This window comes from Mycolicibacterium diernhoferi (assembly GCF_019456655.1).
Lineage (GTDB): Bacteria > Actinomycetota > Actinomycetes > Mycobacteriales > Mycobacteriaceae > Mycobacterium > Mycobacterium diernhoferi.
Window position 1 is genome coordinate 5,958,081 of record NZ_CP080332.1, and the last position, 25,912, is coordinate 5,983,992.

Annotated in this window: 23 protein-coding genes, 1 tRNA gene and 1 pseudogene; 15 read left to right on the forward strand and 10 right to left on the reverse strand. The window is 69.1% G+C overall.

Annotation, left to right across the window (positions count from 1 at the left end):
- Window position 1 precedes the first annotated feature (1 nt).
- Window positions 2-1,267 carry an aromatic ring-hydroxylating oxygenase subunit alpha gene (locus K0O62_RS28395; RefSeq protein ID WP_073858519.1) on the reverse strand — a complete coding sequence of 422 codons (1,266 nt, stop codon included), beginning with the start codon at window positions 1,265-1,267 and terminating at the stop codon, window positions 2-4.
- 76 nt (window positions 1,268-1,343) lie between these two features.
- Between K0O62_RS28395 and K0O62_RS28400 the strand changes: the two genes are divergently transcribed.
- Both K0O62_RS28400 and K0O62_RS28405 read left to right on the forward strand, forming a co-directional pair.
- Window positions 1,344-3,857, forward strand: a complete 2,514-nt coding sequence (locus K0O62_RS28400) for a DEAD/DEAH box helicase (RefSeq protein WP_073858518.1) — start codon at window positions 1,344-1,346, stop codon at window positions 3,855-3,857.
- Window positions 3,856-3,996, forward strand: a pseudogene (locus K0O62_RS28405) (VOC family protein); the annotation flags it as partial. The gene K0O62_RS28400 and the pseudogene K0O62_RS28405, both read left to right, overlap by 2 nt.
- On the opposite strand, the gene K0O62_RS28410 reads toward K0O62_RS28405, so the two are convergent.
- Window positions 3,971-5,029, reverse strand: a complete 1,059-nt coding sequence (locus K0O62_RS28410) for a glycoside hydrolase 5 family protein (RefSeq protein ID WP_234800231.1) — start codon at window positions 5,027-5,029, stop codon at window positions 3,971-3,973. The pseudogene K0O62_RS28405 and the gene K0O62_RS28410 sit on opposite strands and share 26 nt — an antisense overlap.
- A gap of 217 nt (window positions 5,030-5,246) precedes the next feature.
- Between K0O62_RS28410 and K0O62_RS28415 the strand changes: the two genes are divergently transcribed.
- Both K0O62_RS28415 and ulaA read left to right on the forward strand, forming a co-directional pair.
- Window positions 5,247-6,014 (forward strand): PTS sugar transporter subunit IIAB, encoded by a 768-nt coding sequence (locus K0O62_RS28415; protein WP_073858517.1) that lies wholly within the window; start codon window positions 5,247-5,249, stop codon window positions 6,012-6,014.
- A gap of 14 nt (window positions 6,015-6,028) precedes the next feature.
- Window positions 6,029-7,597: a PTS ascorbate transporter subunit IIC gene (gene ulaA / locus K0O62_RS28420; protein ID WP_073858516.1), complete on the forward strand. Its 1,569-nt coding sequence runs from the start codon at window positions 6,029-6,031 to the stop codon at window positions 7,595-7,597.
- Here the strand turns inward: ulaA and K0O62_RS28425 are convergent.
- From K0O62_RS28425 to K0O62_RS28435, 3 genes are read right to left on the reverse strand one after another with little or no spacing between them, the layout of a single operon-like run.
- Window positions 7,588-8,769 (reverse strand): zinc-dependent alcohol dehydrogenase, encoded by a 1,182-nt coding sequence (locus K0O62_RS28425; protein ID WP_073858515.1) that lies wholly within the window; start codon window positions 8,767-8,769, stop codon window positions 7,588-7,590. The two genes, ulaA and K0O62_RS28425, sit on opposite strands and share 10 nt — an antisense overlap.
- Entirely contained in the window at window positions 8,766-10,304 is a 1,539-nt protein-coding gene (locus K0O62_RS28430) for an FAD-dependent oxidoreductase (RefSeq protein WP_073858514.1), read from the reverse strand. The genes K0O62_RS28425 and K0O62_RS28430 overlap by 4 nt, the downstream gene beginning before the upstream one ends.
- A complete protein-coding gene (locus K0O62_RS28435) occupies window positions 10,301-10,498 on the reverse strand; it encodes a hypothetical protein (RefSeq protein WP_073858513.1) in 198 nt (65 codons plus the stop codon). Before K0O62_RS28435 ends, K0O62_RS28430 begins: the two co-directional genes overlap by 4 nt.
- Before the next feature lie 97 nt (window positions 10,499-10,595).
- Between K0O62_RS28435 and K0O62_RS28440 the strand changes: the two genes are divergently transcribed.
- The 3 genes from K0O62_RS28440 to K0O62_RS28450 all read left to right on the forward strand — a co-directional run bounded on the left by K0O62_RS28440 (window position 10,596) and on the right by K0O62_RS28450 (window position 13,187).
- Complete coding sequence (locus K0O62_RS28440; RefSeq protein WP_097934214.1) at window positions 10,596-10,772, forward strand: hypothetical protein; 177 nt, start codon at window positions 10,596-10,598, stop codon at window positions 10,770-10,772.
- A gap of 80 nt (window positions 10,773-10,852) precedes the next feature.
- Window positions 10,853-12,676, forward strand: a complete 1,824-nt coding sequence (locus tag K0O62_RS28445; RefSeq protein ID WP_073858512.1) for an alpha/beta hydrolase — start codon at window positions 10,853-10,855, stop codon at window positions 12,674-12,676.
- Window positions 12,677-12,734: 58 nt separating this feature from the next.
- A complete protein-coding gene (locus tag K0O62_RS28450; RefSeq protein ID WP_073858511.1) occupies window positions 12,735-13,187 on the forward strand; it encodes a lipoprotein LppJ family protein in 453 nt (150 codons plus the stop codon).
- Here the strand turns inward: K0O62_RS28450 and K0O62_RS28455 are convergent.
- From K0O62_RS28455 to K0O62_RS28465, 3 genes are all read right to left on the reverse strand, one after another.
- Window positions 13,177-13,470: a type VII secretion target gene (locus K0O62_RS28455; protein WP_073858510.1), complete on the reverse strand. Its 294-nt coding sequence runs from the start codon at window positions 13,468-13,470 to the stop codon at window positions 13,177-13,179. The two genes, K0O62_RS28450 and K0O62_RS28455, sit on opposite strands and share 11 nt — an antisense overlap.
- A gap of 53 nt (window positions 13,471-13,523) precedes the next feature.
- Window positions 13,524-14,237 carry a class I SAM-dependent methyltransferase gene (locus K0O62_RS28460; protein ID WP_234800230.1) on the reverse strand — a complete coding sequence of 238 codons (714 nt, stop codon included), beginning with the start codon at window positions 14,235-14,237 and terminating at the stop codon, window positions 13,524-13,526.
- 124 nt (window positions 14,238-14,361) lie between these two features.
- Window positions 14,362-14,444, reverse strand: a tRNA-Leu gene (locus tag K0O62_RS28465).
- 211 nt (window positions 14,445-14,655) lie between these two features.
- On the opposite strand from K0O62_RS28465, the gene K0O62_RS28470 reads away from it, so the two are divergent.
- From K0O62_RS28470 to pknB, 7 genes are all read left to right on the forward strand, one after another.
- The gene (locus K0O62_RS28470) at window positions 14,656-16,083 is read left to right on the forward strand and encodes an FhaA domain-containing protein (protein WP_073858508.1); all 1,428 of its coding nucleotides are present in this window, start codon (window positions 14,656-14,658) and stop codon (window positions 16,081-16,083) included.
- Between the two features lie 79 nt (window positions 16,084-16,162).
- Window positions 16,163-16,630 carry an FHA domain-containing protein FhaB/FipA gene (locus K0O62_RS28475; protein WP_073858507.1) on the forward strand — a complete coding sequence of 156 codons (468 nt, stop codon included), beginning with the start codon at window positions 16,163-16,165 and terminating at the stop codon, window positions 16,628-16,630.
- On the forward strand, window positions 16,627-18,159 hold the full coding sequence (locus tag K0O62_RS28480) for a PP2C family protein-serine/threonine phosphatase (RefSeq protein WP_073858506.1): 1,533 nt from the start codon (window positions 16,627-16,629) through the stop codon (window positions 18,157-18,159). Before K0O62_RS28475 ends, K0O62_RS28480 begins: the two co-directional genes overlap by 4 nt.
- A complete protein-coding gene (locus K0O62_RS28485) occupies window positions 18,156-19,577 on the forward strand; it encodes a peptidoglycan glycosyltransferase RodA (RefSeq protein ID WP_073858505.1) in 1,422 nt (473 codons plus the stop codon). Before K0O62_RS28480 ends, K0O62_RS28485 begins: the two co-directional genes overlap by 4 nt.
- On the forward strand, window positions 19,574-21,052 hold the full coding sequence (gene pbpA / locus K0O62_RS28490) for a D,D-transpeptidase PbpA (protein ID WP_073858504.1): 1,479 nt from the start codon (window positions 19,574-19,576) through the stop codon (window positions 21,050-21,052). Before K0O62_RS28485 ends, pbpA begins: the two co-directional genes overlap by 4 nt.
- Window positions 21,049-22,242: a protein kinase domain-containing protein gene (locus K0O62_RS28495; protein WP_079244300.1), complete on the forward strand. Its 1,194-nt coding sequence runs from the start codon at window positions 21,049-21,051 to the stop codon at window positions 22,240-22,242. Before pbpA ends, K0O62_RS28495 begins: the two co-directional genes overlap by 4 nt.
- Window positions 22,239-24,110 (forward strand): Stk1 family PASTA domain-containing Ser/Thr kinase, encoded by a 1,872-nt coding sequence (pknB, locus tag K0O62_RS28500; RefSeq protein ID WP_073858503.1) that lies wholly within the window; start codon window positions 22,239-22,241, stop codon window positions 24,108-24,110. The genes K0O62_RS28495 and pknB overlap by 4 nt, the downstream gene beginning before the upstream one ends.
- Here pknB and K0O62_RS28505 read toward each other — a convergent pair.
- A complete protein-coding gene (locus K0O62_RS28505) occupies window positions 24,107-24,766 on the reverse strand; it encodes an aminodeoxychorismate/anthranilate synthase component II (protein WP_073858502.1) in 660 nt (219 codons plus the stop codon). The genes pknB and K0O62_RS28505 overlap by 4 nt on opposite strands.
- A 30-nt stretch (window positions 24,767-24,796) precedes the next feature.
- Entirely contained in the window at window positions 24,797-25,579 is a 783-nt protein-coding gene (locus K0O62_RS28510; RefSeq protein ID WP_073858501.1) for a DUF881 domain-containing protein, read from the reverse strand.
- An 18-nt stretch (window positions 25,580-25,597) separates the two neighbouring features.
- Here K0O62_RS28510 and crgA point away from each other — a divergent pair, with 18 nt between their 5' ends.
- Entirely contained in the window at window positions 25,598-25,879 is a 282-nt protein-coding gene (gene crgA, locus K0O62_RS28515) for a cell division protein CrgA (RefSeq protein ID WP_073858500.1), read from the forward strand.
- Window positions 25,880-25,912 lie beyond the last annotated feature (33 nt).

Below are 25,912 nucleotides of genomic sequence, written 5' to 3' on the forward strand. Positions count from 1 at the left end.
GTCACACCTGCACCGTCCTGCTCTGGTACTCCGCGATCCAGGCCGCGGTCTCCTTGTGCAGGTGACGCAGCAGGATCTCCTGATCGCAGTACAGGAACTCGTCGACCACCCGGGATTCGATGCTGGTCTGGGTGGCCTCCAGGGTGTTGGCGTCCTGCAGGCCGTACTCCTTGAACGAGGCCGCGGCGAGTTCCTGGGCAAGGCGCTCCCGCGGGGTGCGGGGCGCCGGGAAGTACAGCGTGCACTCGAAGGTGTGGGTGTTGAACGAGGTCGGCCAGTAGTGATAGGTCAGATACCAGCCCTGCCCCCAGAACAGGATGGTGAAGTTGGGGAACAGCTGGAACGAATCCAGGCCCCACGGATCGCATTTCGCGGGATTCAGGCCCTCGGGCATGGGGCCGAGATCCTGCTTGTCCCAGGGTCCGAACAGTCCGCTCTGGCAGATGTCCTCGATGGGCTTGCGCATCTCGGCGGCCATCTCCCAGGCCCGCACACCGGAGGTGCTCACCAGCCGATGCGGACCCTCCAGGCGGTAGTGCGGCGCCTCGAAGCCGGCCTGGGCGGCCGCCTTGGAATAGGCGGTGGGCGTCTGGTTCGCGTGCAGCACCGGTGCGTGATAGAACTCCTGGAACGCGTCCATGTAGAGCTTCCAGTTCGCCTTCACCTCGGACCGGTAGGTGAACCGGGAGGTCATCTTGTCGAACGGGTAGCCGGCCAGGTCGGTGATCATGGGGCCCAGGAACTCGGTCAGCGACTGCTCGGGTTCCGCCGCGAAGTTGACGAAGATGAAGCCCTCCCACACCTCGCAGTGCACCGGCACCAGGCCGTAGCGCTCCTTGTCGAGGTCGAAGAACTCCTCCTCCTGCTGGACGTAGGTCAGGTTCCCGTCCAGGTCGTATCGCCACGCGTGGTATTTGCAGATGAACTGGCGGCACACGCCGCTGGTGTCCTCCAGCGGCATGTCGTTCCACACCAGCTTGTTGCCGCGGTGCCGGCACACGTTGTGGTAGGCCTTCACCTCGCCTTTGGTGTTGCGGCACACGATGATCGAGGTGTTGGCCGCCTTCATCTCCTTGGTGAAGTAGCTACCCTTGCGGGGCAGCAGCTCCACCCGGCCGACGTTGAGCCAGGCGCGTTTGAAGATCGCCTTGCGCTCGAGCTCGTAGATCTCGGGGCTTATCGAATCCTCGTAGGACACCGGCCCGGTGCCCAGTTCCGGATAATGCTCGGTCCAGCTGCCCTCTGCCGGTTTCGGAAACCTCGCCATGGGATTGACGGTATCGCCGCAAAGCCCGAATGACAAGTAGTTGATAATGCCCGGTCATGGCAGGCTGATAACCACAATGAACGCCGTACCCCTGTCTGTGCTCGCGGACACCGACGACCCCGACAAGCTGTTCAGCGCGTTCAGCGAATGGGCCGCGGCCGGCGGTACCGCGCTCTACCCCGCACAGGAGGAAGCGCTGATCGAGTTGGTCAGCGGCTCCAACGTCATCCTGGCGACCCCGACCGGGTCGGGTAAGTCGCTGGTGGCCACCGGCGCCGTGTTCGCCGCACTGGCCGCCGACCGGGTCAGCTTCTACACGGCGCCGATCAAGGCGCTGGTCAGTGAGAAATTCTTCGCGCTGTGCGAGGTGTTCGGCGCCGACAACGTCGGCATGCTCACCGGTGACGCCGCGGTCAACGCCGACGCCCCGATCATCGCGTGCACCGCCGAGATCCTGGCCAACGTGGCCCTGCGTGAGGGTGCGGACGCCGATATCGGCCTGGTCGTGATGGACGAGTTCCACTTCTACGGCGATCCGGACCGGGGCTGGGCCTGGCAGGTGCCGCTGCTGGAGTTGCCGCACGCCCAGTTCCTGCTGATGTCGGCCACCCTCGGCGACGTCACCTTCCTGCGCGAGGACCTCACCCGGCGCACCGGCCGCCAGACCGCACTGGTCACCGGCGCCGAACGCCCGGTGCCGCTGTTCTACTCCTACGCCACCACCGCCATGCACGAGACCATCGCCGACCTGCTGAACACCAAACAGTCGCCGGTCTACGTGGTGCACTTCACCCAGGCCTCCGCGCTGGAACGGGCCCAGGCGCTGATGAGCGTCAACGTCAGCACCAAGGAGGAGAAGGCCGCCATCGCCGAGATGATCGGCGCGTTCCGGTTCTCCACCGCGTTCGGTTCGACGCTGTCGCGGCTGGTGCGGCACGGCATCGGGGTGCACCACGCCGGCCTGCTGCCCAAGTACCGGCGCCTGGTCGAACAGCTCGCCCAGGCCGGGCTGCTGAAGGTCATCTGCGGCACCGACACCCTCGGGGTCGGCATCAACGTCCCGATCCGCACCGTGGTGTTCTCCGCGCTGTCGAAGTACGACGGCACCCGTACCCGGCTGCTCAACGCCCGCGAGTTCCACCAGATCGCCGGTCGGGCCGGGCGGGCCGGCTTCGATACCGCGGGCACCGTCGTGGTCCAGGCACCCGACCACGAGGTGGAGAACCTCAAACAGTTCGCCAAGGTCGCCGACGATCCGAAGAAGCGCCGCAAGCTGGTGCGCCGCAAGATCCCCGAGGGCATGGTGCCGTGGAGCGAGAAGACCATGACCCGGTTGATCGACGCCGCCCCGGAGCCGCTGGGCAGCAATATGAAGGTCACGACGGCGATGATCCTCGACGTCGTCGACCGGCCCGGCGACCCGTTTGTGGCCATGCGCCGGCTGCTCACAGAGAACCACGAGCCGCGCAAGAAGCAGCTGCGGCTCATCCGGGAGGCGATCGGCATCGCCCGCTCGCTGCTGCAGGCCGGGGTGCTCGAGCGCCTTCCCGAGCCGCTGCCCGACGGCCGCCGGTACCGGTTGACCGTGGATCTGCCGGCGAACTTCGCGCTGAACCAGCCGCTGTCCACCTTCGCGCTAGCCGCCGTCGACACCCTGGACCGGGACTCGGAAACCTATGCGCTGGACGTGGTTTCGGTGATCGAAGCCACCCTGGAGGATCCCCGCCAGATTCTGGCCGCACAGCTGAACAAGGCCCGCGGCGAAGCCGTCGCGGCAATGAAGGCCGAGGGCATCGAGTACGACGAGCGCATCGAACTGCTCGACGAGGTGAGCTACCCCAAGCCGTTGGAAGAACTGCTCGCACACACCTACGAGGTGTACCTGCAGACCAATCCGTGGGCCGCCGACGCCCGGCTGTCCCCGAAGTCCGTGGTCCGCGAGATGTGGGAACGGGCCATGACGTTCCGGGAGTACGTCAGCCAGTACGGGCTGACCCGATCCGAGGGGGCGGTGCTGCGCTACCTCTCGGATGTGTTCAAGGCGTTGCGTTCCGGGGTGCCGACCGCGGCGCGCACCGAGGAACTCAACGACATCGTGGAGTGGATCGGTGAGCTTGTCCGCCAGGTGGATTCGAGCCTGCTCGATGAGTGGGAGCAACTGACCAGCCCCGATCAGCCGCATGACGTGCCGGTGGCGGTGCCGACCCGCCCGCGGCCGCTGACCGGTAACGAGCGCGCGTTCACCGCGATGGTGCGCAATGCGATGTTCCGCCGGGTGGAGTTGTTCGCCCGCCGCCGGTGGGCCGATCTGGGCGAGCTGGACAGCGGGTCGGGCTGGCACTCCCAGCGCTGGCAGGAGGTCGGCGAGGAGTACTTCGACGAACATGCCGACGTCGGCATCGGTGCGGACGCCCGCGGTCCGGCGCTGCTGATGATCGACCGGCAGCCCGGCGTGTGGCAGGTTCGCCAGATTCTGGATGACCCTGCCGGCGACCATGATTGGGCACTGGTGGCCGAGGTCGATCTGGAGGCCTCCGACGAGGAGGGCGCGGCGGTGGTGCGCCTCATCGATGCCGGACGGATGGACTGACACCGTCGCCGCCGAGCACGAACGGCTCAGCACGCTCGGGGTCCGCTTCACCCAGCCACCCACCGAGATGGGTCCGGTCACCACCGCCGTCTTCGACGACACCTGCGGCAATCTCATCCAGATTCAGTCAGCTTCCTGATGGTGTCGATCTCCGACCGGCGATAGGGACGGCCGTCGGGGAAGACCAAGTCGTGGAACCACTCTCGTGGCGGTTGCTTGTCATACGGACGGTCCCATGAGTCCCACGGCAGGAAGGTCTGGGTCTTCCCGGCGACCAGGCCCCAGGTGTAAGCCCCGACGCGACGGCGGTGGGCGACGGGGAGCACGCCCTCGATCGTGCTGCCCTCGGTGCGGGCCAGGTACTCGGTGCACATCAACGGCCGTCCCCACGGCTGCAGTTCGTTGATCCGGTTCTCGAAACCGGCAGGATCGTCATAGCTGTGGAAGGACAGCACGTCGGCCAGCTCGAGCTGAATGCCCGCCATCTCGCTGCGCTTGGAGCGGTCCCCCCACTCACCCTCCCAGACCCCGGTGGTCAGCGGCTGCACCGGATCGACCGAACGGGCCCAGCGAAAAACCTGCGGCAGCAGTTCCGCGACGAGTGCGGGCTTGTCCGCGCGTTCCACCTCCTTGTACACCGCGGCCGGGTTGTCGGGCTCGTTCCACAGATCCCAGGCGAGCACCCGTTCGTCGTTGCGGAACTGGGTGATGATCCGAATCACATACTCCTGCAACACCTGTCGATAGCGACGGTCACCGAGCCGTTCGGCGCCCGGGCTCTGTACCCACCCCGAGTTGTGCACACCGGGCCGGGGCGCGCGCTGCGGACCGCTGCGCGGCAGCGGGTCCCAGCACGAGTCGAAGAACACCAGCAACGGTTTGATCCCGTACTTGGCGGCGATGTCCACGAACTGGCCGAGCCGGCGCTGGAAGCCCACCCGGTCCTGGGTCCACAACTGATCGTGCAGGAAGACCCGCACCGTGTTCATCCCGATGGAACGCGCGATCCGCAGTTCCCCGTCGATCCGCTGCGGGTCGAACGTGGCCTTCTGGAACATCTCCAGCTGATTGATCGCATTGGAGGTGATGTAGTTCGCGCCCACCAGCCAGCCCTGGCCACGGAACCAGCGGTGAGCGCGATCCGTCGACCAGCGGCCCGGTGGTGCGGCCATGGCTCGGGGTGCCTGAGACAGTGCCGCGACCGGTGGTGCGAGGAGCGGAAGTTTCAACACCGTCCGGCGGCGGAGGTGGTTCAGATCACGTACCAAGTTGTGGTCCTTAGCTTTTCGAAGATTCGACGTACCCCCGCCCGCGGTATGCCTACCCGCATCCCGAGCGGGCTACACAAACCGCATGCCGCGCCGGCCCGGACGGGCTAGGGTCGATTTCATGCCGCACCTGGCTGAACTGTTGTCGCAAGATTGCATCGCCCTGAACGTCAGCGCGCAGACGTGGCAGGACGCCATAACCCGCGCGGGAGCGCTGCTCACCGCGGCCGGTATCGCCGAGGACGCCTACACCGAGGCGATGATCGCCAACGTCCTCGATAATGGACCCTACATCGTGGTGGCCCCGGGCTTCGCCTTCGCCCATGCCCGCTCGTCATCGGCCGTGCACCGCACCGGGATGTCCTGGCTCCGGCTGGCAACACCGGTGGCGTTCGGCCACAAGACAAACGACCCGGTGACCCTGGTGGTCGCGCTGGCCGCCACCGATGCGAGTGCGCACACCGCGGCGATGGCCGAGCTGGCCAAACTGCTCGGCAATCCGGCCCGGCGCGCCGCCCTGGACACCGCCGGCACACCGGCCGAACTGCTGGCCGTACTCGAAGCCGACCAGCCACCACAGGCCACCGCGGCGGCCGCCAAGTCCAGCAACCTCATCCTCACGGTGTGCGGAAATGGGCTGGGCACCAGCCTCTTTCTGAAAAACACCACCGAGCAGGTGCTACAGACCTGGGGGTGGGAACGCTTCGTGAACGTCGAGGCCACCGACACCATCTCGGCAAAGGGCCGCGCCAAGAGCGCCGACCTGATCCTGACCTCGGGCGAGATCGCCAAAACCCTCGGTGACGTGGGTGTACCGGTGAAGGTGATCGACAACTTCACCTCCACCACCGAGGTCGACGCCGCACTGCGCGATTCCTACGACGTCTAGGGGAGGACGAGCGGATGGACTGGATGGTCGGCATCGCCGAGTTCCTGGTCAACGAGATCCTCGCGGTACCCGCGTATCTCATCGGCATCATCACCGCGGTCGGGCTGATCGCGCTGCGCAAGTCCAGCGGCCAGGTCATCGGCGGCGCCCTGAAGGCCACGCTGGGCTTCCTGCTGATCAGCGCCGGCGCGGGTCTGGTGACCAGTTCACTGGAACCGCTCGGGGTGATGATCCAGGGCGCTGCGGGCAGCCAGGGGGTGGTGCCCACCAACGAGGCCATCGTCGGCATCGCGCAGGAGCAGTTCGGTGCCCGGGTGGCCTGGCTGATGATCCTGGGGTTCGCCATCAGCCTGGTGCTGGCCCGGTTCACCCCGCTGCACTACGTCTTCCTCACCGGGCACCACACCTTGTTCATGGCCACCCTGCTGACGGTGGTGCTGGCCGCCGCCGGCCTGGAGACCCCGGTGGTGATCGCGATGGGCGGTTTCCTGCTCGGCGTGGTGATGGTGTCGCTACCGGCCATCTCGCAACCGTGGACGAAACGGATCACCGGCGACGACAGCATCGCCATCGGGCACTTCGGCACCCTGGGCTACATCGCCTCCGGCATCACCGGGCGTTTCGTGGGCGGCAGCAAGAGCCGATCCACCGAGGACCTGAAACTGCCCGAATCGCTGCGGTTTCTCCGCGATTCGATGGTGGCCACCGCGCTGTCGATGGTGTTGATGTACCTGGCGGTGTCGCTGATCTACCTGTCCCAGGTCGGACGGGACATCGCCTTCACCGCCTACGCCGACGAGACCGGGGCCGGCGCGGCCGAGAACGTCGGCAACTTCCTGATGAAGGGTGTCACCGAGGGGCTCAGCTTCGGGGTCGCGGTGGCGGTGATCCTGTTCGGTGTGCGCACCATCCTGGGCGAACTGGTCCCGGCCTTCCAAGGCATCGCCGATCGGGTGGTGCCCGGCGCGGTGCCCGCCCTGGACGCGCCCATCGTGTTCCCGTACGCCCAGAACGCGGTGCTGATCGGCTTCGTGTCCAGCTTCGTGGCCGGGCTCGCCGGGCTGGCGGTGCTCTCCCTGTGGCTGGGCCCGGCCTTCGGCTGGGTGCTGGTACTGCCGGGGCTGGTGCCGCACTTCTTCACCGGCGGCGCCGCCGGGGTCTACGGCAACGCCACCGGCGGCCGGCGCGGCGCGGTGGCCGGCGGGTTCGTCAACGGGCTGCTCATCACGTTCCTACCCGCCCTGCTGGTGCGGGTACTGGGCTCCTTCGGTGAGGAGAACACCACCTTCGGTGATACCGATTTCGGTTGGTACGGAATCCTGCTCGGCAACGCCGCCAAGCTCGGCACCGTCTGGGGTGTGCTGGTCATGCTGCTGATCGGCGCGATCCTGCTCGGCCTGGCGATCGCCGTCCAGAAACGCCTGGTCGATACCGACTGGGACCCCTCACCGGGCCGGGAGGCCCCGGCCGGCGCGGGCGGCGGGGAACCGGTCGGCGCGGCGGCGGCCGCCGGCACGCGCAGCTACCCGAAGATTCCTCCGCCGGTCGGCGCACCGCCGCCCCCGCCGCCGCCTCAGGGCTGAAGCACGATCTTCACCGCGCCGTCGGCCTTTCGCTGGAAGATGTCGTACGCATGCGCGGCGTCGTCCAGCGGCAGCGTGTGGGTGGCGAAGCTGTCGACGCCGAGCGGATCCGCGTCGGTCAGCAGCGGCATGATGTCGGGCACCCATTTCTTGACGTTGGCCTGGCCCATCCGCAGCTGCACCTGCTTGTCGAACAGCGTCAGCATCGGCAGCGGATCGGCCATCCCGCCGTACACCCCGATCACCGAGATGGTCCCGCCGCGGCGCACGATGTCGATCGCCGAGTACAGCGCGTCCAGGCGATCGACGCCGACGTTCTTCATCAGGGGTTTGGCCAGTGCGTCGGGCAGCAGCCCGGTGAGCTGCTGGGCCACCTTGGCCACCGGGGACCCGTGCGCCTCCATACCCACCGCATCGATCACCGCGTCGGTGCCGCGCCCGTCGGTCATGTCCCGGATGACGTCGCCGACCGGGGCGCCCAACACCGCGAGGTCGACGGTGCGGATACCGCGGGCCTGCGCGCGGGCCAGCCGCTCGGGAACCCGGTCCACCGCGATGACGTCGTAGCCCTGGTGCGCCGCGATGCGGGCGGCCATGTCCCCGATCGGGCCCAGGCCGAGCACGGTGACCGAACCGCCGTCCGGGATGTCGGCGTAGGCCACGGACTGCCAGGCGGTCGGCAGTACGTCGGACAGGTAGACGAACCGGGAGTCCGGCGGGCCCTCGGGCACCTTGATGTGGGTGAACTGGGCCTGCGGCACCCGCAGCAGTTCGGCCTGGCCGCCGGGCACCTCGCCGTAGAGTTCGGAGTAGCCGAAAAGCGCTGCGCCCATCCCATGTTCACGTACCTGGGTGGTCTCGCACTGGGTGTAGAGCTCTTTGTCGCACATGAAGCAACTGCCGCACGAGATCTGGAACGGGATGACCACCCGGTCGCCGACGGCGAGATTGCTGACACCGGAACCCACTTCACGCACGATGCCCATCGGTTCGTGGCCGAGCACGTCGCCGGGATTCATGAAGGCGCCGAGCACTTCGTACAGATGCAGGTCGGAGCCGCAGATGTTCGTCGAGGTCACCTCGATGATCGCATCGGTGGGTTCTTCGATCTTGGGGTCGGGTACCTGCTCGACCCGGACGTCGCGTTTGCCTTGCCAGGTGACTGCTTTCATGGCCGTGCACTACCTCCTCGGGCGTGGTGTGAAACGTGGGTGTCGGCGGGGGTGAGGCCCCGGGTCGCCGGGCCCTCCAGCAGCGTCCCGTCGGGTGCGAACCGGGAGCCGTGCAGCGGGCACTCCCAGGCACAGTCGGCGTCGTTCCAGTTCACGATGCCGCCCAGATGCGGGCACACCGGGGACACGGTGCGGTGCACCCCGTCGACAACACTGTCCGCGCGCAGATTCCAGGGCGGACCGGTGACCAGACCCTGGCCCTCGGCCGGATCACCGTGCCGGGCCAGCGGCGCCACCCAGCCCTTGGCCATCTGGTAGCCCACCTCCAGGTTGTGTTGCAGCGCGGTGGTCAGGCCGGACAGTTCGTGCGGACTCCAGGCGGCGAACGCGCGGGCCCACGACATGTGTCCGCCGAGGATCTGCCCGGACAGTGCCAGCGCCGCGGCGATCCCGTTGGTCAGGCCCCACTTGTCGAACCCGGTGGCCACCCAGACATGTCGGGTGCCGGGCAGAATCGGCCCGGCGTAGGGAAGTTCGTCGATCGGGGAGTAGTCCTGGGCCGACCAGTTGTGGGTCTGGACCGCGCCCGGGTAGTGCTGTTTGGCCCAGTGCACCAGCTCCGACACCGCGTCCGCGGCGTGGTCGGCGCGGCCCACGGTGTGCCCGCCGCCGCCGACGATCAGCCGTTCACCGTCCGGGGTGGGGGCGTACCGGATGGACCGGGTCGGGGAGTCGCTGGACAGGTACATCGCGCGGGTGATGTCCCCGGGCACCTTGAGGGCCACGCAGTAGGACCGGTGCGGGCTGACCTTGGCGAAGAATCCGCCGCGATCCAGGATCGGGATCCCGGTGGCCAGCACGCAGTGCTCGGCGGTGACGGTGCGCGAGGCCGACCTGTCGGCGGCGTCGACGGTCAGGCGCAGCGGGCTGCCGATCGACACCGACCGGACCCGGGCGCCTTGGGCGACGCTCCCACCGCGGTGCTCCAGCTCGGCGACGAAGCTGTCCAGCAGCGGCACCGGATCGAGCTGGGCCTGGTCGGGCAGCCGGACACCGCCGTGGAACGGGAACGGGACGTCGGCGTCGTGCACCCATTCCACGGGCAGCCCGGCGGTTCGGCAGGCGTCGAATTCCGCTCGGGCGTCCTCGATTCCGCTCGGCGACTGCGCATAGGTGTAGGCGTCCTCGCGCTGTACCGGGACACCGTGCTCCGCGCAGTAGCGGATGAGCCAGTCCCGGCCCTCGGTGTTGCCGGTGACGTAGTCGCCGACCAGCCGCTCACCGTGCTTGGCGCTGACCCGGGACAGTTTGGTGCCCTGCAGCAGACTCAGCTTGCCGGTGGTGTTGCCCGTGGTGCCCGCCCCGACCTGTCTCGCCTCCAACACCAGCACCGACTTGCCGGCCCGGGCCAGCAGCAGCGCCGTACACAGCCCGGTGATGCCGGCGCCGACGACGGCGACATCGACATGCTGGGCATCCAGCTGTGGTGCGGACGCCGGGGTGTCCGGTCGCCCGTCCAGCCACAGCGACGTCATGCCCTCGGATCCTTCGCGCCCTCGCTGTCGTCGAAGAACGACCAGCCGCCCTCGGACTGGACCTCCATCCGCCAGCCCAACTCGGTGTTGTCGGCCTTCTGGTCGACGAACCAGGCGTGCGCGTCCTGGGCGCTCTCGATGTCCTTGGTCTCGACGACATCGCCGTGCGGGTTGATCACTCGGTAAGTAGCCATGGCTTGTGCTTTCCCGTTTTCACCGCGACTAACCCCGTGGTTCGTTCTCCGCCCGCCGGGGTAGCCCGGTCGGTACGCCGAGCAGGAGGTGCCCGCGATGACAGGACCCGAGTCCGACAGCAAGAACGAATCCGACGTCGAGGACGATCCCAAGGTCGCGGCGTCGCGCGCCGGCGAGAACGAGGACGGCTCCTATGTGGGCCGCGCCTCCTCCGACGACGACTTCGACGCCGGTGAGACCGGTGCGGAGGCCCGCGGCGACGCCGGCTCCTGAGCCCTTCCCCGCGCCGAATCGCTGCACGGCTGCCCCTATGCACCGTGCGACGATGAAAGGCAGACGCGAGGGGGGCTCAGTTGTCGGTGACGGTGTCGATGGTGCAGGCGTCGCGGCCCGGGCAGTTGGTCGCCTCCGCCGCCGACCTCGGCACAAAGGTCGCCGCGCTCGACACCGTGCTGGCCGCGCAGCGCCACGCACTGGCCCAGTTGCGCGCCTCCTGGCAGGGTCAGGCTGCCGATGCGGCCATCACCCGGGCCGAGGGCAACCTCGACCGGCAGGAGGAGTGGCGCGCCCGGCTCGCCGCACTGCAGCGGGCGCTGCACTCCGGCGGCACCCGGATGGGGTTCACCCGCAACGGGTTGTCGGCCATCGTGGAGTCGCTGCGCGGCATCGGCTGGCAGGTCGCCGAGGACGGCACCGCGACCCCTCCCCCGGTGCCGGTGATCCTGCGGCTGCTGGCCCCGGCGTGGACGACGCTGATCCAGAAACTGCTCGCCCTGTTCGCCGAGGCCGACGCCCAGACCGCGGCGGCCCTCGCCGCGGCGCTGGGTGGTGCGGTGCCCGCGACACCGCCCGGCACCCTGGGCGACCCGCGCCGACCACCCGCCCCCGGTACCGGTGCCGAGGACGTCAAGAAGTGGTGGGACTCGCTGTCGCGTGCCGAGCGTGCGCAGCTCATCGCCGAGCATCCGGGCGAGCTGGGCAATCTGAACGGCATCCCGGCCGAGGTCCGCTCGTCTGTGAATCAGGCTGTCCTGCAGGATGATCTGGACCGGGTGACCGACGCCGCCGGGCGGCACGGGGTGTCCACCGAGGAGGTGCTGGCCGATCCGGGGGCCTATGGGCTGACCGCCGCCGACGCCACCCGCTACGGCAATGCCGTGCAGACCCGCAAGGGTCTGGACAAGATGGAGGGCGCAGGCAAGCGGGACCGTCCGGTGCTGCTGTGGGCCTACGACCCGCTGGCGTTCAACGGGCAGGGCAAGGCCGCGGTGGCGATCGGCAACCCGGACCGGGCCCAGAACACCGCCGTCGTCGTCCCCGGGACCGGCAGCAGCGTCAAGGACGGCTGGCTGGAGAGCGACAACGCCACCAACCTGTACGACCAGATGCGCCTCGGCGATCCGGACGAGCCCGCCTCGGTGATCGCCTGGATGGGCTACGACGCGCCCGACAGCCCCACCGACACCCGCATCGCGACCCCCGGCCTGGCCCGCACGGGCGGTGACCTGTTGGCCGCCGACGTCAACGGGTTGGGCGTCACCCATCAGGGCGGGCCGTCCGATGTGACCGTCATCGGGCACTCCTACGGTTCCACCACGGTGGCCAACGCGTTCGCCGCGAGTGGGATGCGGGCCGACAATGCGGTGCTGATCGGCTCTCCCGGAACGGATTTGGCGCACAGTGCCGCCGATTTCCATCTCCCCGAGGGCGGGCAGGTGTACGTCGGTGCGGCCTCCAGCGATCCGGTGAGCTGGCTGGGGCAGGCCGGGCCGATCCCCGACATCGTCAACCGCGAGCTGGGTTACCCGTTGGGTATGGAGGCCGGGCTGGGGCGGGACCCGGCCGGGGACGGGTTCGGGTCGGTGCGCTTCGACGCCGAGGTGCCCGGTCGCAGTGGCCTGCCGGACTTCGGTGACCATTCCCGCTATTACGACATCGGCAGTGAATCGCTGCGGGCGATGACCGACATCGCCAACGGCAACGGCGACACCCTGGCCGACAACGGCTACACCGCCGAGGGCCGCCGCCAGCCGCACATCGGGCTGCCCGATGTGGTGGATCTGCCCGGTCTGCCCCCGATCGACCTGCCCGACTGGGACACTCGGATTCCCGGCACCCCCGCCCTCAACGACCCGGAAGGCGACCGTGGCACCGTCACCAAGAACCACCAGTACTGACCGTTGGCGCCTGTGCACGGCCGTCGTGGCCGGCGCCCTACTGCTAGGAGGATGTGGGATGGGAGCTCAGGGTTCGGCCGCCGACCTGGACGGGCCGGAGATGAGCGACGAGCAGACCCGCGCCCAGGTGGTGGACCCCGCCAAGCGGCTGGTCCAGGCCGTCGGACTGCAGCTGCGCGGGGCGACCTTCGAGTTCGACTCGTGCACCGATCAGGAGACCGCGCCGTACCGCGGGCAGGTCGAGATGGGATTCACCTTCCCGGCCGGGGCCGACAAGCAGGCCTACCTCGACGAGATCGTGGCCGCGCTGGCCGCCGACGGCTGGACCGACGGGGCGCCGCCCGGCAAGGCCCCGCACGGCCGGGCCATGAGTCTGGGTGAGGTGATGGCGATCATCGCGGCCAACCCCGATCACCCGGACCGCGGTTACATCGACATCTACGGCGAGTGCCGCAATGCCGGCGAGCACAGCGCCGACGAAGAGGACATCCGCGCCGAGCTCACCGGCTGAGGCCGATCTCGTCCGCGGCCGCCTCGTCCTGGGCCTGGTAGCGGCCCGCGGCGGTGGTCAGGTTGCCGGCGTAGGTCCGGGTCGCCTCGGCGAGGGCGGTGGTGGCCGCGGCGACGGCGGCCTGAGCCTCGAGGCAGGCTCGGGCGGTCTGCAATCGGGTCACCGCTTGGGCCGCCTCGCCGAGAGGGCCGTCGGCACCCAGGCCGGACAACTCCGTGCTCGCCTGCCCGAACGCGGTGCCGGCACCGGTCAGGGCGGCCGGGTCGACGATCAGCGGCTGCATGGACCGAGTCTAAGTCCGCTGGAATCGCCGCCCGCGCAGCAATATCGGTCCGCTCAGGCGCCCGTGCGGGGATCCGGGACCGCGCGGATGGCCAGAAAGCCGGTCGGCTCGCGGTGCAACCGGTCGTGTTGCTCTCGGCTGATCGCCGCCGCAGCTGCGGTGGGACGGGGCTCCAGGAGCCGCTCGATGAGGAAGCCCGCCTGATGCAACTCCTCGCAGGTCTGCTCCAGGGATGTCAACCAGTACCGAACCCGCCAGCCGCGGCTCCACGTCTCCTCGATCACGCGAGGCTCGAAGTAGTTGCCGCCGTGTCGAATCCAGTCACCGGTGGGGTGCAGACGGGACAGCACCAGCGCCCCATCGGGGCGCAGAACACGTCGGAGCTCACGCAACGCCGCGATTCTGTCGTCGACGTATTCCACGGCGAGGGCGAAAAGCACGCGATCGACCGACCGATCCTCGAGCCACTCCAGCGAGTGGCACAGATCGTGGACCCGGAAGTCACCCTCGGGGACTCGCTGCCGGGCCAGCTCGACCATGCGCGGACTCTGGTCGAAACCGATCACCCTGGCGCCGCGGCGGCTCAACTCGTGTGCGTACAGGCCCGGGCCGCACGCCGCGTCGAGGACGGTCACGTCGGCGACGTCACCGAGGAGCGCCATACATGCCGGCCGATCGTAGTGCGCGTTGAACAGTCCATCTCTGGCGTGATCCAGGAATTCGTCTGCGAAGGCCTCGTACTGCGGCTGGTTTCCGACTTCGTCCACCAACTCATTCTCCGGTCCGGCCGGGGCGGGCTCACGACTGCGCCCGAACCCACAAACGCATAGAGGTCACGGACCATTTCTGGTTCGTGACCTCTATGCTGTCGGTTCGGAGAACCGCTCTCTGTGGGCGAAGGGGGACTTGAACCCCCACGTCCCGAAGGACACTGGCACCTGAAGCCAGCGCGTCTGCCATTCCGCCACTCGCCCGAATGACCGGGAAACCGTATCACCCGTGGGCCCGTCGGCCCAAACCGCCTGAAAGCGATCCTGCTCACTACCGCTGACCTGGCCGTTTGCGATTCTCAGAGAATCGTTGGTCACGCAAAAGCCTGCTGGGCCGATAACATGCGTGTGAGCAGTGTGGCCAGAGCGACACGCGACATGGCAGACGGGCACGACGAACAGACGGGGCGGTGAGATGGGTCTTGCAGACCGTATCGAGCGACGCCTCGAGTCGACGGTCGGCGATGCTTTCGCCCGGGTCTTCGGCGGGTCGATCGTCCCGCAGGAGGTCGAGGCGCTGCTGCGCCGTGAAGCCGAGGCCAGGGCACGTGACGTCGGCGGTGGGCGCATTTTGGCGCCGAACGACTACGTCATTACCCTCGGTGAGGCTGATTACCGGAAGGTGAGCGCGGACCCCGACCGGACATCCGCCACTTTTGCCCGTCACCTGGAGGGTTTCATCCATGACCAGGGGTGGCAAACGTATGGTGATGTGGTCGTCAGGTTTGAGCCATCGCCGAGCCTGCACACCGGACAGTTCCGCGCCCGTGGAGCGGTCAACCCAGACACGACCACCCACGAGCCCGCACCGCCAGCACGAGACCGCGCGTCCACCGCAGAACCAGGAGCACCAGCGATGACCGACAACCCGAGCTACCGAGGGCAGGGACAGGGTCGGCCCGGCGACGATCAGTACGACGACGACCGGTACCGCCAGCAAGAGGACGCCCCCGGCTACCAGCAGCGCCAGGGCGGCTACCCCGACCAGGGCGGCTACCCGCAGGAGCAGCAGGGCGGCTACCCCGACCAGGGTTACCCGCCGCCGCCGTCCTACGAGCAGCGGCCGCCGGCCGGCTACGGCCAACAGGGCCAACCCCCGGGCCAACCCCAGGGCGGCTACCCCGACCAGGGTTACCGTCAGCAGCCCCCGCCGGCCGGTTACGGCCGGCCGGGCGGACAGCCCCCGGCCGGTCCGCCGCCGGGATACGGCGACTACGACTACGGGCGCCCGCCGGCCCGCCAGGACGAGGGTTACGGCCGTCCGCCGGCCCCCGGTTACCCGGACCAGGGTGGCTATCCCGATCAGGGTGGCTACGGCGGTCAGCAGTACGGCCGTGCCGACTACGCCGCCCCTCCCGCGCCTCCCGCGGCACCGGATTACGGCCGCTACGGCGAGCCGCCGGCCCAGGGTGGCTACCCCGACCAGGGTGGCTATGACCAGGGCAAATACGGCGACCAGGGCGGTTACGGCGAGCCCGCCGGCTATGACTACGGCGCCCCGGGCGCCCAGGCGCCCGCCGCTCCCGCCCCCGGCGGCTACGGCGGCGCGTACGGGGCCGCCCAGGTGACCCTGCAGCTCGACGACGGCAGCGGCCGGACCTACCAGCTGCGCGAGGGCGCCAATGTCATCGGCCGCGGCCAGGACGCCCAGTTCCGGCTGCCCGACACCGGTGTGTCCCGCCGTCACCTCGAGATCCGCTGGGACGGCCAGATCGCGCTGCTCTCGGACCTCAACTCGACCAACGGCACCACCGTCAACAACGCGCCTGTGCAGGAGTGGCAGTTGGCCGACGGTGACGTGATCCGGCTGGGCCACTCCGAGATCATCGTCCGGGTCCACTGAGCGCCATCTCGGTTCCGGGGGCTCGCCCCAGTATCGTGACGGCGATGATCGAGCGGGACCGAGACGGAGAGGACGTCGGATGCAGGGGCTAGTACTGCAGCTGACGCGTGTCGGCTTCCTGCTGCTGCTGTGGCTGTTCATCTGGTCGGTGCTGCGCATCCTGCGCACCGACATCTACGCACCCACCGGCGCGGTCATGGTGCGCCGCGGGCTGGCGCTGCGCGGTTCGCTGCTGCCCAAAGGGGAGCGGCGGCACACCGCGCGGCACCTGGTCGTCACCGAAGGCGCACTGGCCGGCACCCGCATCACCTTGAGCAGCCAGCCGGTGCTGATCGGCCGTGCCGACGACTCCACCCTCGTCTTGACTGACGATTACGCATCGACACGGCATGCCAGGCTGTCGTCGCGGGGCTCGGAATGGTACGTAGAGGACCTAGGATCGACCAACGGCACATACCTCGACAGGGCGAAGGTGACAACGGCGGTAAGGGTTCCGATGGGAACGCCGGTACGGATCGGCAAAACGGTGATCGAGTTGCGCCCGTGACACTGGTGCTCAGATACGCAGCGCGCAGCGACCGCGGATTGGTGCGCGCCAACAACGAAGACTCGGTGTACGCCGGGGCCCGGCTGCTGGCGCTGGCCGACGGGATGGGCGGCCATGCCGCCGGTGAGGTGGCCTCCCAGCTGGTCATCGCCGCGCTGGCCCACCTCGACGATGACGAGCCCGGCGGCGACCTGCTCAACAAGCTCAATATGGCGGTCCACGAGGGCAACTCGGCGATCGCCGCGCACGTCGAGGCCGACCCCGAGCTCGAGGGCATGGGCACCACGCTCACCGCGATCCTGTTCGCCGGGGGCCGGCTCGGCCTGGTGCACATCGGCGATTCCCGCGGCTACCTGATGCGCGACGGTGAACTGACCCAGATCACCAAGGACGACACCTTCGTCCAGACCCTGGTCGACGACGGCCGGATCACCGCCGAGGAGGCGCACAGCCACCCGCAACGCTCGCTGATCATGAAGGCGCTGACCGGACACGAGGTCGAGCCCACGCTGATCATGCGCGAGGCCAAGGTCGGCGACCGCTACCTGCTCTGTTCGGACGGCCTGTCCGACCCGGTCAGCCAGGAGACCATCGCCGAGGCGCTGCAGATCCCGGACGTGACCGACGCGGCGGACCGGCTCATCGAACTCGCGCTGCGCGGCGGCGGGCCCGACAACGTCACGGTGGTGGTGGCCGATGTCGTGGACTACGACTACGGGCAGACCCAGCCGATCCTGGCCGGGGCGGTCTCCGGTGAGGACGACAACACCATCCCGCCGAACACCGCGGCGGGCCGGGCCTCGGCGTTCAACCCGAAACGCAACCAGCCCAAAAGGGTTGTCACACAACCCGAAGAGCAACGACCGCCCCGCTCCAAACGCCGGATGCTGATCGCCGCGGTGGTGGTCCTCCTGGTGGTGGTGGCGGGGCTGACCATCGCCCGCGAAATCGTTCGCAACAACTACTACGTCAGCGAGCAGGACGGCACCGTCGCGATCATGCGCGGCGTGCAGACCTCGTTCCTCGGGTTGTCGCTGCAGGAACCGTTTCTGGTCGGCTGTCTGAACGCCCGAAACGAGCTGTCGCTGATCACTTTCGGCCAGTCCAGTGATTCGATGGACTGCAAGGTGCTGCGGCTGGAGGACATCCGCGAATCCGAGCGGGCCCAGGTGGCCGCCGGACTGCCCGCCGGTTCCCTCGACGACGCGATCCGCCAGATCAACGAGCTGTCCCGCACGTCGCTGCTGCCCATCTGCGCGCTGCCGACGAAGACCGCCACCCCCACACCGAGCCCGCGCGCCACCCCGGCACCGACCGTGAGCCCCGCCCCCAGCGCCAAGCCGAGCCCCACGTCGCCGACGGCCTCCCCCGCGACTCCGCCGCCGCCCGCCACATCCGGCGCGCCGAAGCCGGCCACCCCCGCGCCGGCCACCCCGCCACCGCCCAAGCCGCCGGCCCCGTCACCGACCGTCACGGCCCTGCCCCCACCACCGCCGGAGCCGGGCACCAACTGCCGGACCGCGTCATGACGTCGTCCACCCAGCCTCAGTCACCGGTCACCGTCACCCCTCCCCTACCCAACCGGCGCAACGCCGAATTGGCCCTGCTGGTTTTCGCCGCGGTGATCACCACCGTGGCGTTGCTCATTGTCGAGGCCAACCAGGAACAGGGGCTGGACTGGGATCTGGCCCAGTACGCGCTGGGTTTCCTGGCGCTGTTCGGCGCCGCCCACCTGGCCATCCGGCGCTTCGCCCCGTACGCCGATCCACTGCTGCTGCCGGTGGTGGCACTGCTGAACGGGTTGGGGCTGGTCATGATTCACCGTCTCGACCTCGCCCAGCGTGAGCTCAGCCTGGGCAGCGCGGGCGGCAACGCCGACCAGCAGATGCTGTGGACCCTGCTGGGCGTCGTCGCGTTCGTCGCCGTGCTGGCGCTTCTCCGCGACCACCGCATGCTCGCCCGCTACGGTTACACCTGCGGGTTGATCGGCCTTGTGCTGCTTGTCATTCCGGCGTTGCTCCCGGCCCGGTTCTCCGAGCAGAACGGCGCCAAGATCTGGATCCGGTTCGAGGGCTTCTCCATTCAGCCCGCCGAGTTCTCCAAGATCCTGCTGCTCATCTTCTTCGCCGCCGTGCTGGTCTCCAAGCGGGAGTTGTTCACCAACGCCGGCAAGCACGTGCTGGGGATGGACCTGCCCCGCCCACGTGACCTGGCTCCCCTGCTGGTCGCCTGGATCGCCTCGATCGCGGTCATGGTCTTCGAAAAAGACTTGGGCACTTCACTTCTGCTGTACGCCTCGTTCCTGGTGCTGCTGTACGTGGCGACCGATCGACTGTCCTGGGTGGTGATCGGGCTCGCCCTGTTCGCCGCCGGCAGTCTGGTGGCCTACCAACTCTTCGGCCACGTCCGGGTGCGCGTGCAGAACTGGCTGGACCCGTTCGCCGACCCCGACGGCGCCGGCTACCAGATGGTGCAGTCGCTGTTCAGCTTCGCCACCGGCGGTGTCTTCGGGACCGGGCTGGGTAACGGTCAGCCCGGCACCGTGCCCGCCGCATCGACCGACTTCATCGTCGCCGCGATCGGCGAAGAGCTCGGATTGGTCGGTCTGGCAGGCGTTCTCATGCTCTTCACCATCGTGATCATCCGGGGCCTGCGCACCGCGATCGCGGTGCGGGACAGCTTCGGCAAGTTGCTGGCTGCCGGTCTGGCGTCCACCCTGGCGATCCAGCTGTTCATCGTCGTCGGCGGTGTCACCAAGCTCATCCCGCTCACCGGGCTGACCACCCCGTGGATGTCCTACGGGGGCTCGTCGCTGTTGGCCAACTACGTGCTGCTGGCCATCCTGGTGCGCATCTCGCACGCGGCGCGGCGGCCCATCGGCACCGGCCGCGGCCCCAACCCGGCGCCGATCGCGGCCGCCTCCACCGAGGTGATCGGCCGCATATGAACACCTCCCTGCGCCGACTCTCGGGCGTCTTCATGGCACTGATCGTGATACTGCTCGCCAACGCCACCTTCACCCAGGTGTTCACCGCCGACGGTTACCGCGCCGACCCGCGCAACCAGCGGGTGCTGCTCGACGAATACTCGCGCCAGCGCGGCCAGATCACCGCGGGCGGCCAGCTGCTGGCCTACTCGGTGTCCACCGACGGCCGGCTGCGGTTCCTGCGGGTGTATCCCAACCCGGAGGCCTACGCCCCGGTCACCGGCTTCTACTCGCTGGGCTACTCCAGCACCGGTCTGGAGCGCGCCGAGGACCAGGTGCTCAACGGCTCCGACGAGCGCCTGTTCGGCAAGCGGCTGGCGGACTTCTTCACCGGCCGGGACCCGCGCGGTGGCAACGTGGACACCACCGTGCGCCCGGACGTCCAGGAAGCCGCCTGGGAGGCCATGGAGCAGGGCTGCGACGGCAAACCGTGCAAGGGCGCCGTGGTCGCGCTGGAGCCGTCCACCGGGAAGATCCTGGCGATGGTGTCCTCACCGTCCTACGACCCGAACGGGCTGGCCAGCCACGACGGCGCCGTCCAGACGGCCACCTGGGAGCAGCTGCGCGACGACCCGAACGACCCGCTGGTCAACCGGGCGATCTCGGAGACCTACCCGCCGGGCTCCACGTTCAAGGTGATCACCACCGCCACCGCGCTGCAGGACGGGGCCACCCCGGACACCCAGCTGACCGCCGCCCCGCGCATCCCGCTGCCCGACAGCACCGCCACCCTGGAGAACTACGGGGGAGCGGCCTGCGGGAACCGCCCGACCGCCTCGCTGCGCGAGGCCTTCGCCCGGTCCTGCAACACCGCGTTCGTCGAACTCGGCATCGACACGGGCGCCGAGAAGCTGCGCTCCACCGCCGAGGCGTTCGGCCTGGACTCCGCGCCGGCCCCGATCCCGCTGCAGGTCGCCGAGTCCACCGTCGGCCCGATCGGCGATGCGGCCGCGCTCGGAATGTCCAGCATCGGGCAGCGCGATGTCGCGATGACCCCGCTGCAGAACGCCATGGTCGCCGCGACCATCGCCAACGACGGCGTCACCATGACCCCGTATCTGGTCGATACCCTCAAGGGACCGGACCTGTCCAATATCGCCACCACCGCACCCACCGAACTGCGACGCGCGGTGTCACCGCAGGTCGCGGCTACACTTACGGATTTGATGGTCGGCGCCGAGCAGGTGACGCAGCAGAAGGGAGCCATCGCCGGCGTGCAGATCGCATCCAAAACGGGCACCGCCGAGCACGGCACGGATCCCCGCAACACCCCGCCCCACGCCTGGTACATCGCGTTTGCCCCGGCGCAAGCCCCCAAGGTGGCCGTCGCGGTCCTCGTGGAGAATGGCGGAGACCGAATGAACGCCACCGGCGGCGCAGTGGCCGCCCCGATCGGGCGGGCCACCATCGCCGCCGCTCTCCGGGAGGCATCATGACGGCCCGGGTGGGAGTGACGCTGTCCGGCCGCTACCGGCTGCAGCGCCTCATCGCCACCGGCGGTATGGGGCAGGTGTGGGAGGGACTCGACACCCGCCTCGGCCGCCAGGTCGCGATCAAGGTGCTCAAGGCAGAGTTCTCCGAGGACTCCGAGTTCGTCGAGCGGTTCCGCGCCGAGGCGCGCACCGTCGCGATGCTCAACCACCCCGGGATCGCCAGTGTCTACGACTACGGCGAGACCGAGATGGACGCCGGCGAGGGCCGCACCGCCTACCTGGTGATGGAACTGGTCAACGGCGAACCGCTGAACTCCGTCATCAAGCGCACCGGGCGGCTGTCGCTGCGGCACGCCCTGGACATGCTGGAGCAGACCGGCCGCGCCCTGCAGGTCGCGCACACCGCCGGACTGGTGCACCGCGACGTCAAGCCCGGCAACATCCTGATCACCCCGACCGGCCAGGTGAAGCTCACCGACTTCGGTATCGCCAAGGCCGTCGACGCCGCGCCGGTCACCCAGACCGGCATGGTGATGGGCACCGCCCAGTACATCGCGCCGGAACAGGCGCTGGGCCGCGACGCCACCGCCGCCTCCGACGTCTACTCGCTCGGTGTGGTCGGCTACGAGTCGCTGTCGGGCAAGCGCCCGTTCACCGGTGACGGCGCCCTGACCGTCGCGATGAAGCACATCAAGGAGACCCCGCCGCCGCTGCCGCCGGATCTGCCGCCCAATGTGCGCGAGCTCATCGAGATCACGCTGGCCAAGGAACCCAACCAGCGGTACCGCTCGGGTGGGCCGTTCGCCGACGCCGTGGCCGCCGTGCGGGCCGGACGCCGGCCCCCGCGCCCGAACTCCGCACCGACGATCGGCCGGGCCGCACCCGCGGCGATCCCGTCGGTCACCCAGGCCCGTGCCGCGGCCGCCGCCGAATACCGGCCGCCCGTGACGGCGGCCCGGCCCCGCGCAACCACCGGAAGCCACCGTCCGCCGCCGCCACGCCGGACGTTCTCACCCGGTCAGCGCGCCCTGCTGTGGGCCGCCGGGGTGCTCGGCGCCCTGGCCATCGTCATCGCGGTGCTGATCGTGGTGAACGCGCAGGACCAGCGGGACCGCCCGGTGCAGCAGGAGACGTCGACGAGCACCACCGTCATCGGAGTGCCCGCCGAACCACCCCCGAGCGAGAACCCGTGACCACGCCCCAGCACCTGTCGGACCGCTACGAACTCGGGGAGATCCTCGGGTTCGGCGGGATGTCCGAGGTCCACATCGCCCGCGACGTCCGGTTGCACCGCGACGTCGCGGTCAAGGTGCTGCGCGCCGATCTGGCCCGCGACCCGAGCTTCTACCTGCGGTTCCGCCGGGAGGCGCAGAACGCGGCGGCGCTGAATCACCCGGCGATCGTGGCCGTGTACGACACCGGCGAGGCCGAGACCCCCAACGGGCCGCTGCCATACATCGTGATGGAGTACGTGGACGGGGTGACCCTGCGCGACATCGTGCACACCGAGGGTCCGCTGGAGCCCAAGCGCGCGATCGAGATCATCGCCGATGCCTGCCAGGCGCTGAACTTCAGCCATCAGCACGGCATCATCCACCGCGACGTCAAGCCGGCCAACATCATGATCAGCAAGTCCGGCGCGGTGAAGGTGATGGATTTCGGCATCGCCCGCGCGTTGGCCGACAGCGGCAACAGCGTCACCCAGACCGCCGCCGTCATCGGCACCGCGCAGTATCTGTCGCCCGAACAGGCCCGCGGCGAATCCGTGGACGCCCGCTCCGATGTGTACTCGCTGGGCTGCGTGCTCTACGAAATGCTCACCGGCGAGCCACCTTTCATCGGCGACTCACCCGTCGCGGTGGCCTACCAGCATGTCCGCGAGGACCCGGTGCCGCCGTCGACCCGCAACCCCGCCCTGTCCCCGGAACTGGACGCCGTGGTGCTCAAGGCCCTGGCGAAGAACCCGGAGAACCGCTACCAGAGCGCCGCCGAGATGCGCACCGATCTGATTCGGGTGCACAGCGGCGAGGCGCCGGAAGCACCCAAGGTGTTCACCGACGCCGAGCGCACCACGATGCTGACCGCCACCGGTCCGCACGCCCGCGCGCTGCCCACCGAACACATCCCGGCGGCCGGCTACCCGGCGTCGTCGGGCAACGGATCGATCCGCCGCTGGCTCATCGCGGTGGCGGTGCTCGCGGTGCTGACCGTGGTGGTGACCATCGCCATCAACACGGTCGGCAACAACCCGCGCGACGTGCAGGTGCCCGACGTGACGGGACAGACCTCGGCGGACGCCATCGCCGCCCTGCAGAACCGCGGCTTCAAGACCCGCACCCTGCAGAAGCCCGACTCGACGATCCCGCCGGACCACGTCATCAGCACCGACCCGGCCGCCGATACCGCGGTCGGCGCCGGCGAGGACATCACCATCAACGTCTCCACCGGCCCGGAGCAGCGCGCCGTGCCCGACGTGGACGGGCTGTCGCTGGCCGAGGCGACCCGCAAGCTGCTCGACGCCGGGTTCACCCGGGTACAGCCGTCGGAATCGGAATCGACCCCCGAACTCAAGGGCAAGGTGCTGGGCACCAACCCGCCGTCGAACGCGACCTCGGCGATCACCAATGTCATCACCGTCATCGTCGGCACCGGGCCGGGCAGCGTCGTGGTGCCCGACTGCACGGGGCAGTCGGTGGAGACCTGCCGGCAGATCCTGGAGGCCTCCGGCTTCCCGAGCGCGGTGCCCGTCGAGGTGGATGACACCGCGCCGGCCGGTCAGGTCGTCGGGATGAGCCCGACCGTCGGTCAGCCCGCGCCCAAGGACACGGTGGTGCAGATGCGGGTATCGCGCGGCAACCAGTTCGTGATGCCGAATCTGACCGGCCAGTTCTGGGTGGACGCCGAGCCGAATCTGCGCGCGCTGGGCTGGACCGGGGTGCTCATCAAGGGTGCCAACGTGGACAACAGCGGTCAGCGGACCAATGCGGTGGTGAGCCAGAACCCGCCGGCCGGATCGGGCGTGGGGTTCCGGGACTCGATCACCCTGAACTTCGCGTCCTAGGCGCGAGCGGTGGCCGCCTGGACCGTGTCGGCGACTTCCTGCTCCAGCTTGCGGACCAGGCCCTCGTCCGGGGCGGCGCCGCAGTAGCCGAGCCAGTTGGCCAGCATGCGGTGCCCGCCCTGGGTGAGGATCGACTCGGGGTGGAACTGCACGCCGTGGATCGGCAGTTCGGTGTGCCGCACCGCCATGATGACGCCGCTGTCGGTGTGCCCGGTGGCCTCCAGGACATCGGGCAAGGTCTCCGGCAGGATGGTCAGCGAGTGGTACCGGGTGGCCGTGAACGGGTCCGGAAGTCCGTGCAGCACACCGGCATCGGTGTGGTGCACGATGCTGGTCTTGCCGTGCAGCAGCTCCGGGGCACGGTCCACGGTGCCGCCGAAGGCGACGCCGATGGCCTGGTGGCCGAGGCAGACGCCGAGCAGCGGGGTGCGGGTCTTCGCGCAGGCCTTCACCAGGTCGATGGTGGCACCGGCGCGTTCCGGGGTACCGGGGCCGGGGGAGAGCAGGATGCCGTCGAACTCGGCGGACACCGCGTCCCGGTCGGCCAGCCGCGGATCGTCGTTGCGCCACACCTGGGCGTTCACCCCGAGCTGGCCGAGGTACTGCACCAGGTTGAACACGAAGCTGTCGTAGTTGTCGACGACCAAAACCTGCATGCGATCAGGCTACTGGTCCAGGCGAGGGCATCAGTACCCGAGCGGACCTGCCGGTTTGGCGTAGCGCAGCCGCACCGGTGCGGTGTGGCCGACCAACTCCACCTGATCACGCGCCTGCTCGGTGTACCCGAGCTGGAAACGCAGCACGTACTGCTTGTACAGCGTCACCAGCGGCGCCGCCGCCAGCGCGGCCTGCATGGCCCGGACGTCCCCGACGGCGGTGATGACGTAGGGCGGGCTGTAGGTGCGGCCGTTGAGCAGCAGGGTGTTTCCCACACACAACGGCGCCGACGTGGCGATGATGCGCTGGTCCTGCATCTGGATGCCCTCGGCCCCGGCGCTCCACAGGGCGTTGAGCACCGCCGAGATGTCCTGCTGGTGGACCACCAGGTCGTCGGGGGAAGCGTCGATGGGGTAGCGGCCGTCGGCGTCACGCTGGGCGTCGTCGAGGGTGACGACCAGGCCGGGGCCCCGCATCGGGTCCAGGCCGGCCTGCGCGGCGAGCGTGTCGCTGCGGCGGGTGATGGCCGCCAGGGCGGCGGCCGCGCCGGGGGACCCGCCGTGGTGGTGGTCCAGGGTGGAGACCAGTTCGTCGCGCCGGGTGGTGAGCCGGTCCACGCCGGCGCTGGCCTCGCGGACCAGGTCGACCAGACGGGGGGAGTCGCTGCGCCGGATCTCGTCGCCACCGGAGACGCCGTGCGTGGTGGACAGCAGCAGCCCGGCGAAGACGCACACGATGGGGACGCCGATACGCCACAGGGACCGTCGTCGCTGTGCCGCTGCGTTAGGCTCTTCTCGGCCGTTCTCCACCATCGTGATCAAAGGTTATCCATGCCCAAGTCCAAAGTCCGCAAGAAGAACGACTTCACCATCAATCCGGTGAGCCGGACCCCGGTCAAGGTCAAGGCCGGGCCGTCCAGCGTGTGGTTCGTGGTGCTGTTCGTGGGCCTGATGTTGGTGGGCTTGCTGTGGCTGCTGGTGTTCCAGCTCGGCGCGACCGGGTTGGACGCGCCCACCTGGCTGGAATGGATGGCCGATCTGGGCCCGTGGAACTACGCGATCGCGTTTGCCTTCATGATCACCGGGTTGTTGCTCACCATGCGGTGGCGCTGACCGCTCGCGCCGTCTGATTTGAATTCAAAGCGA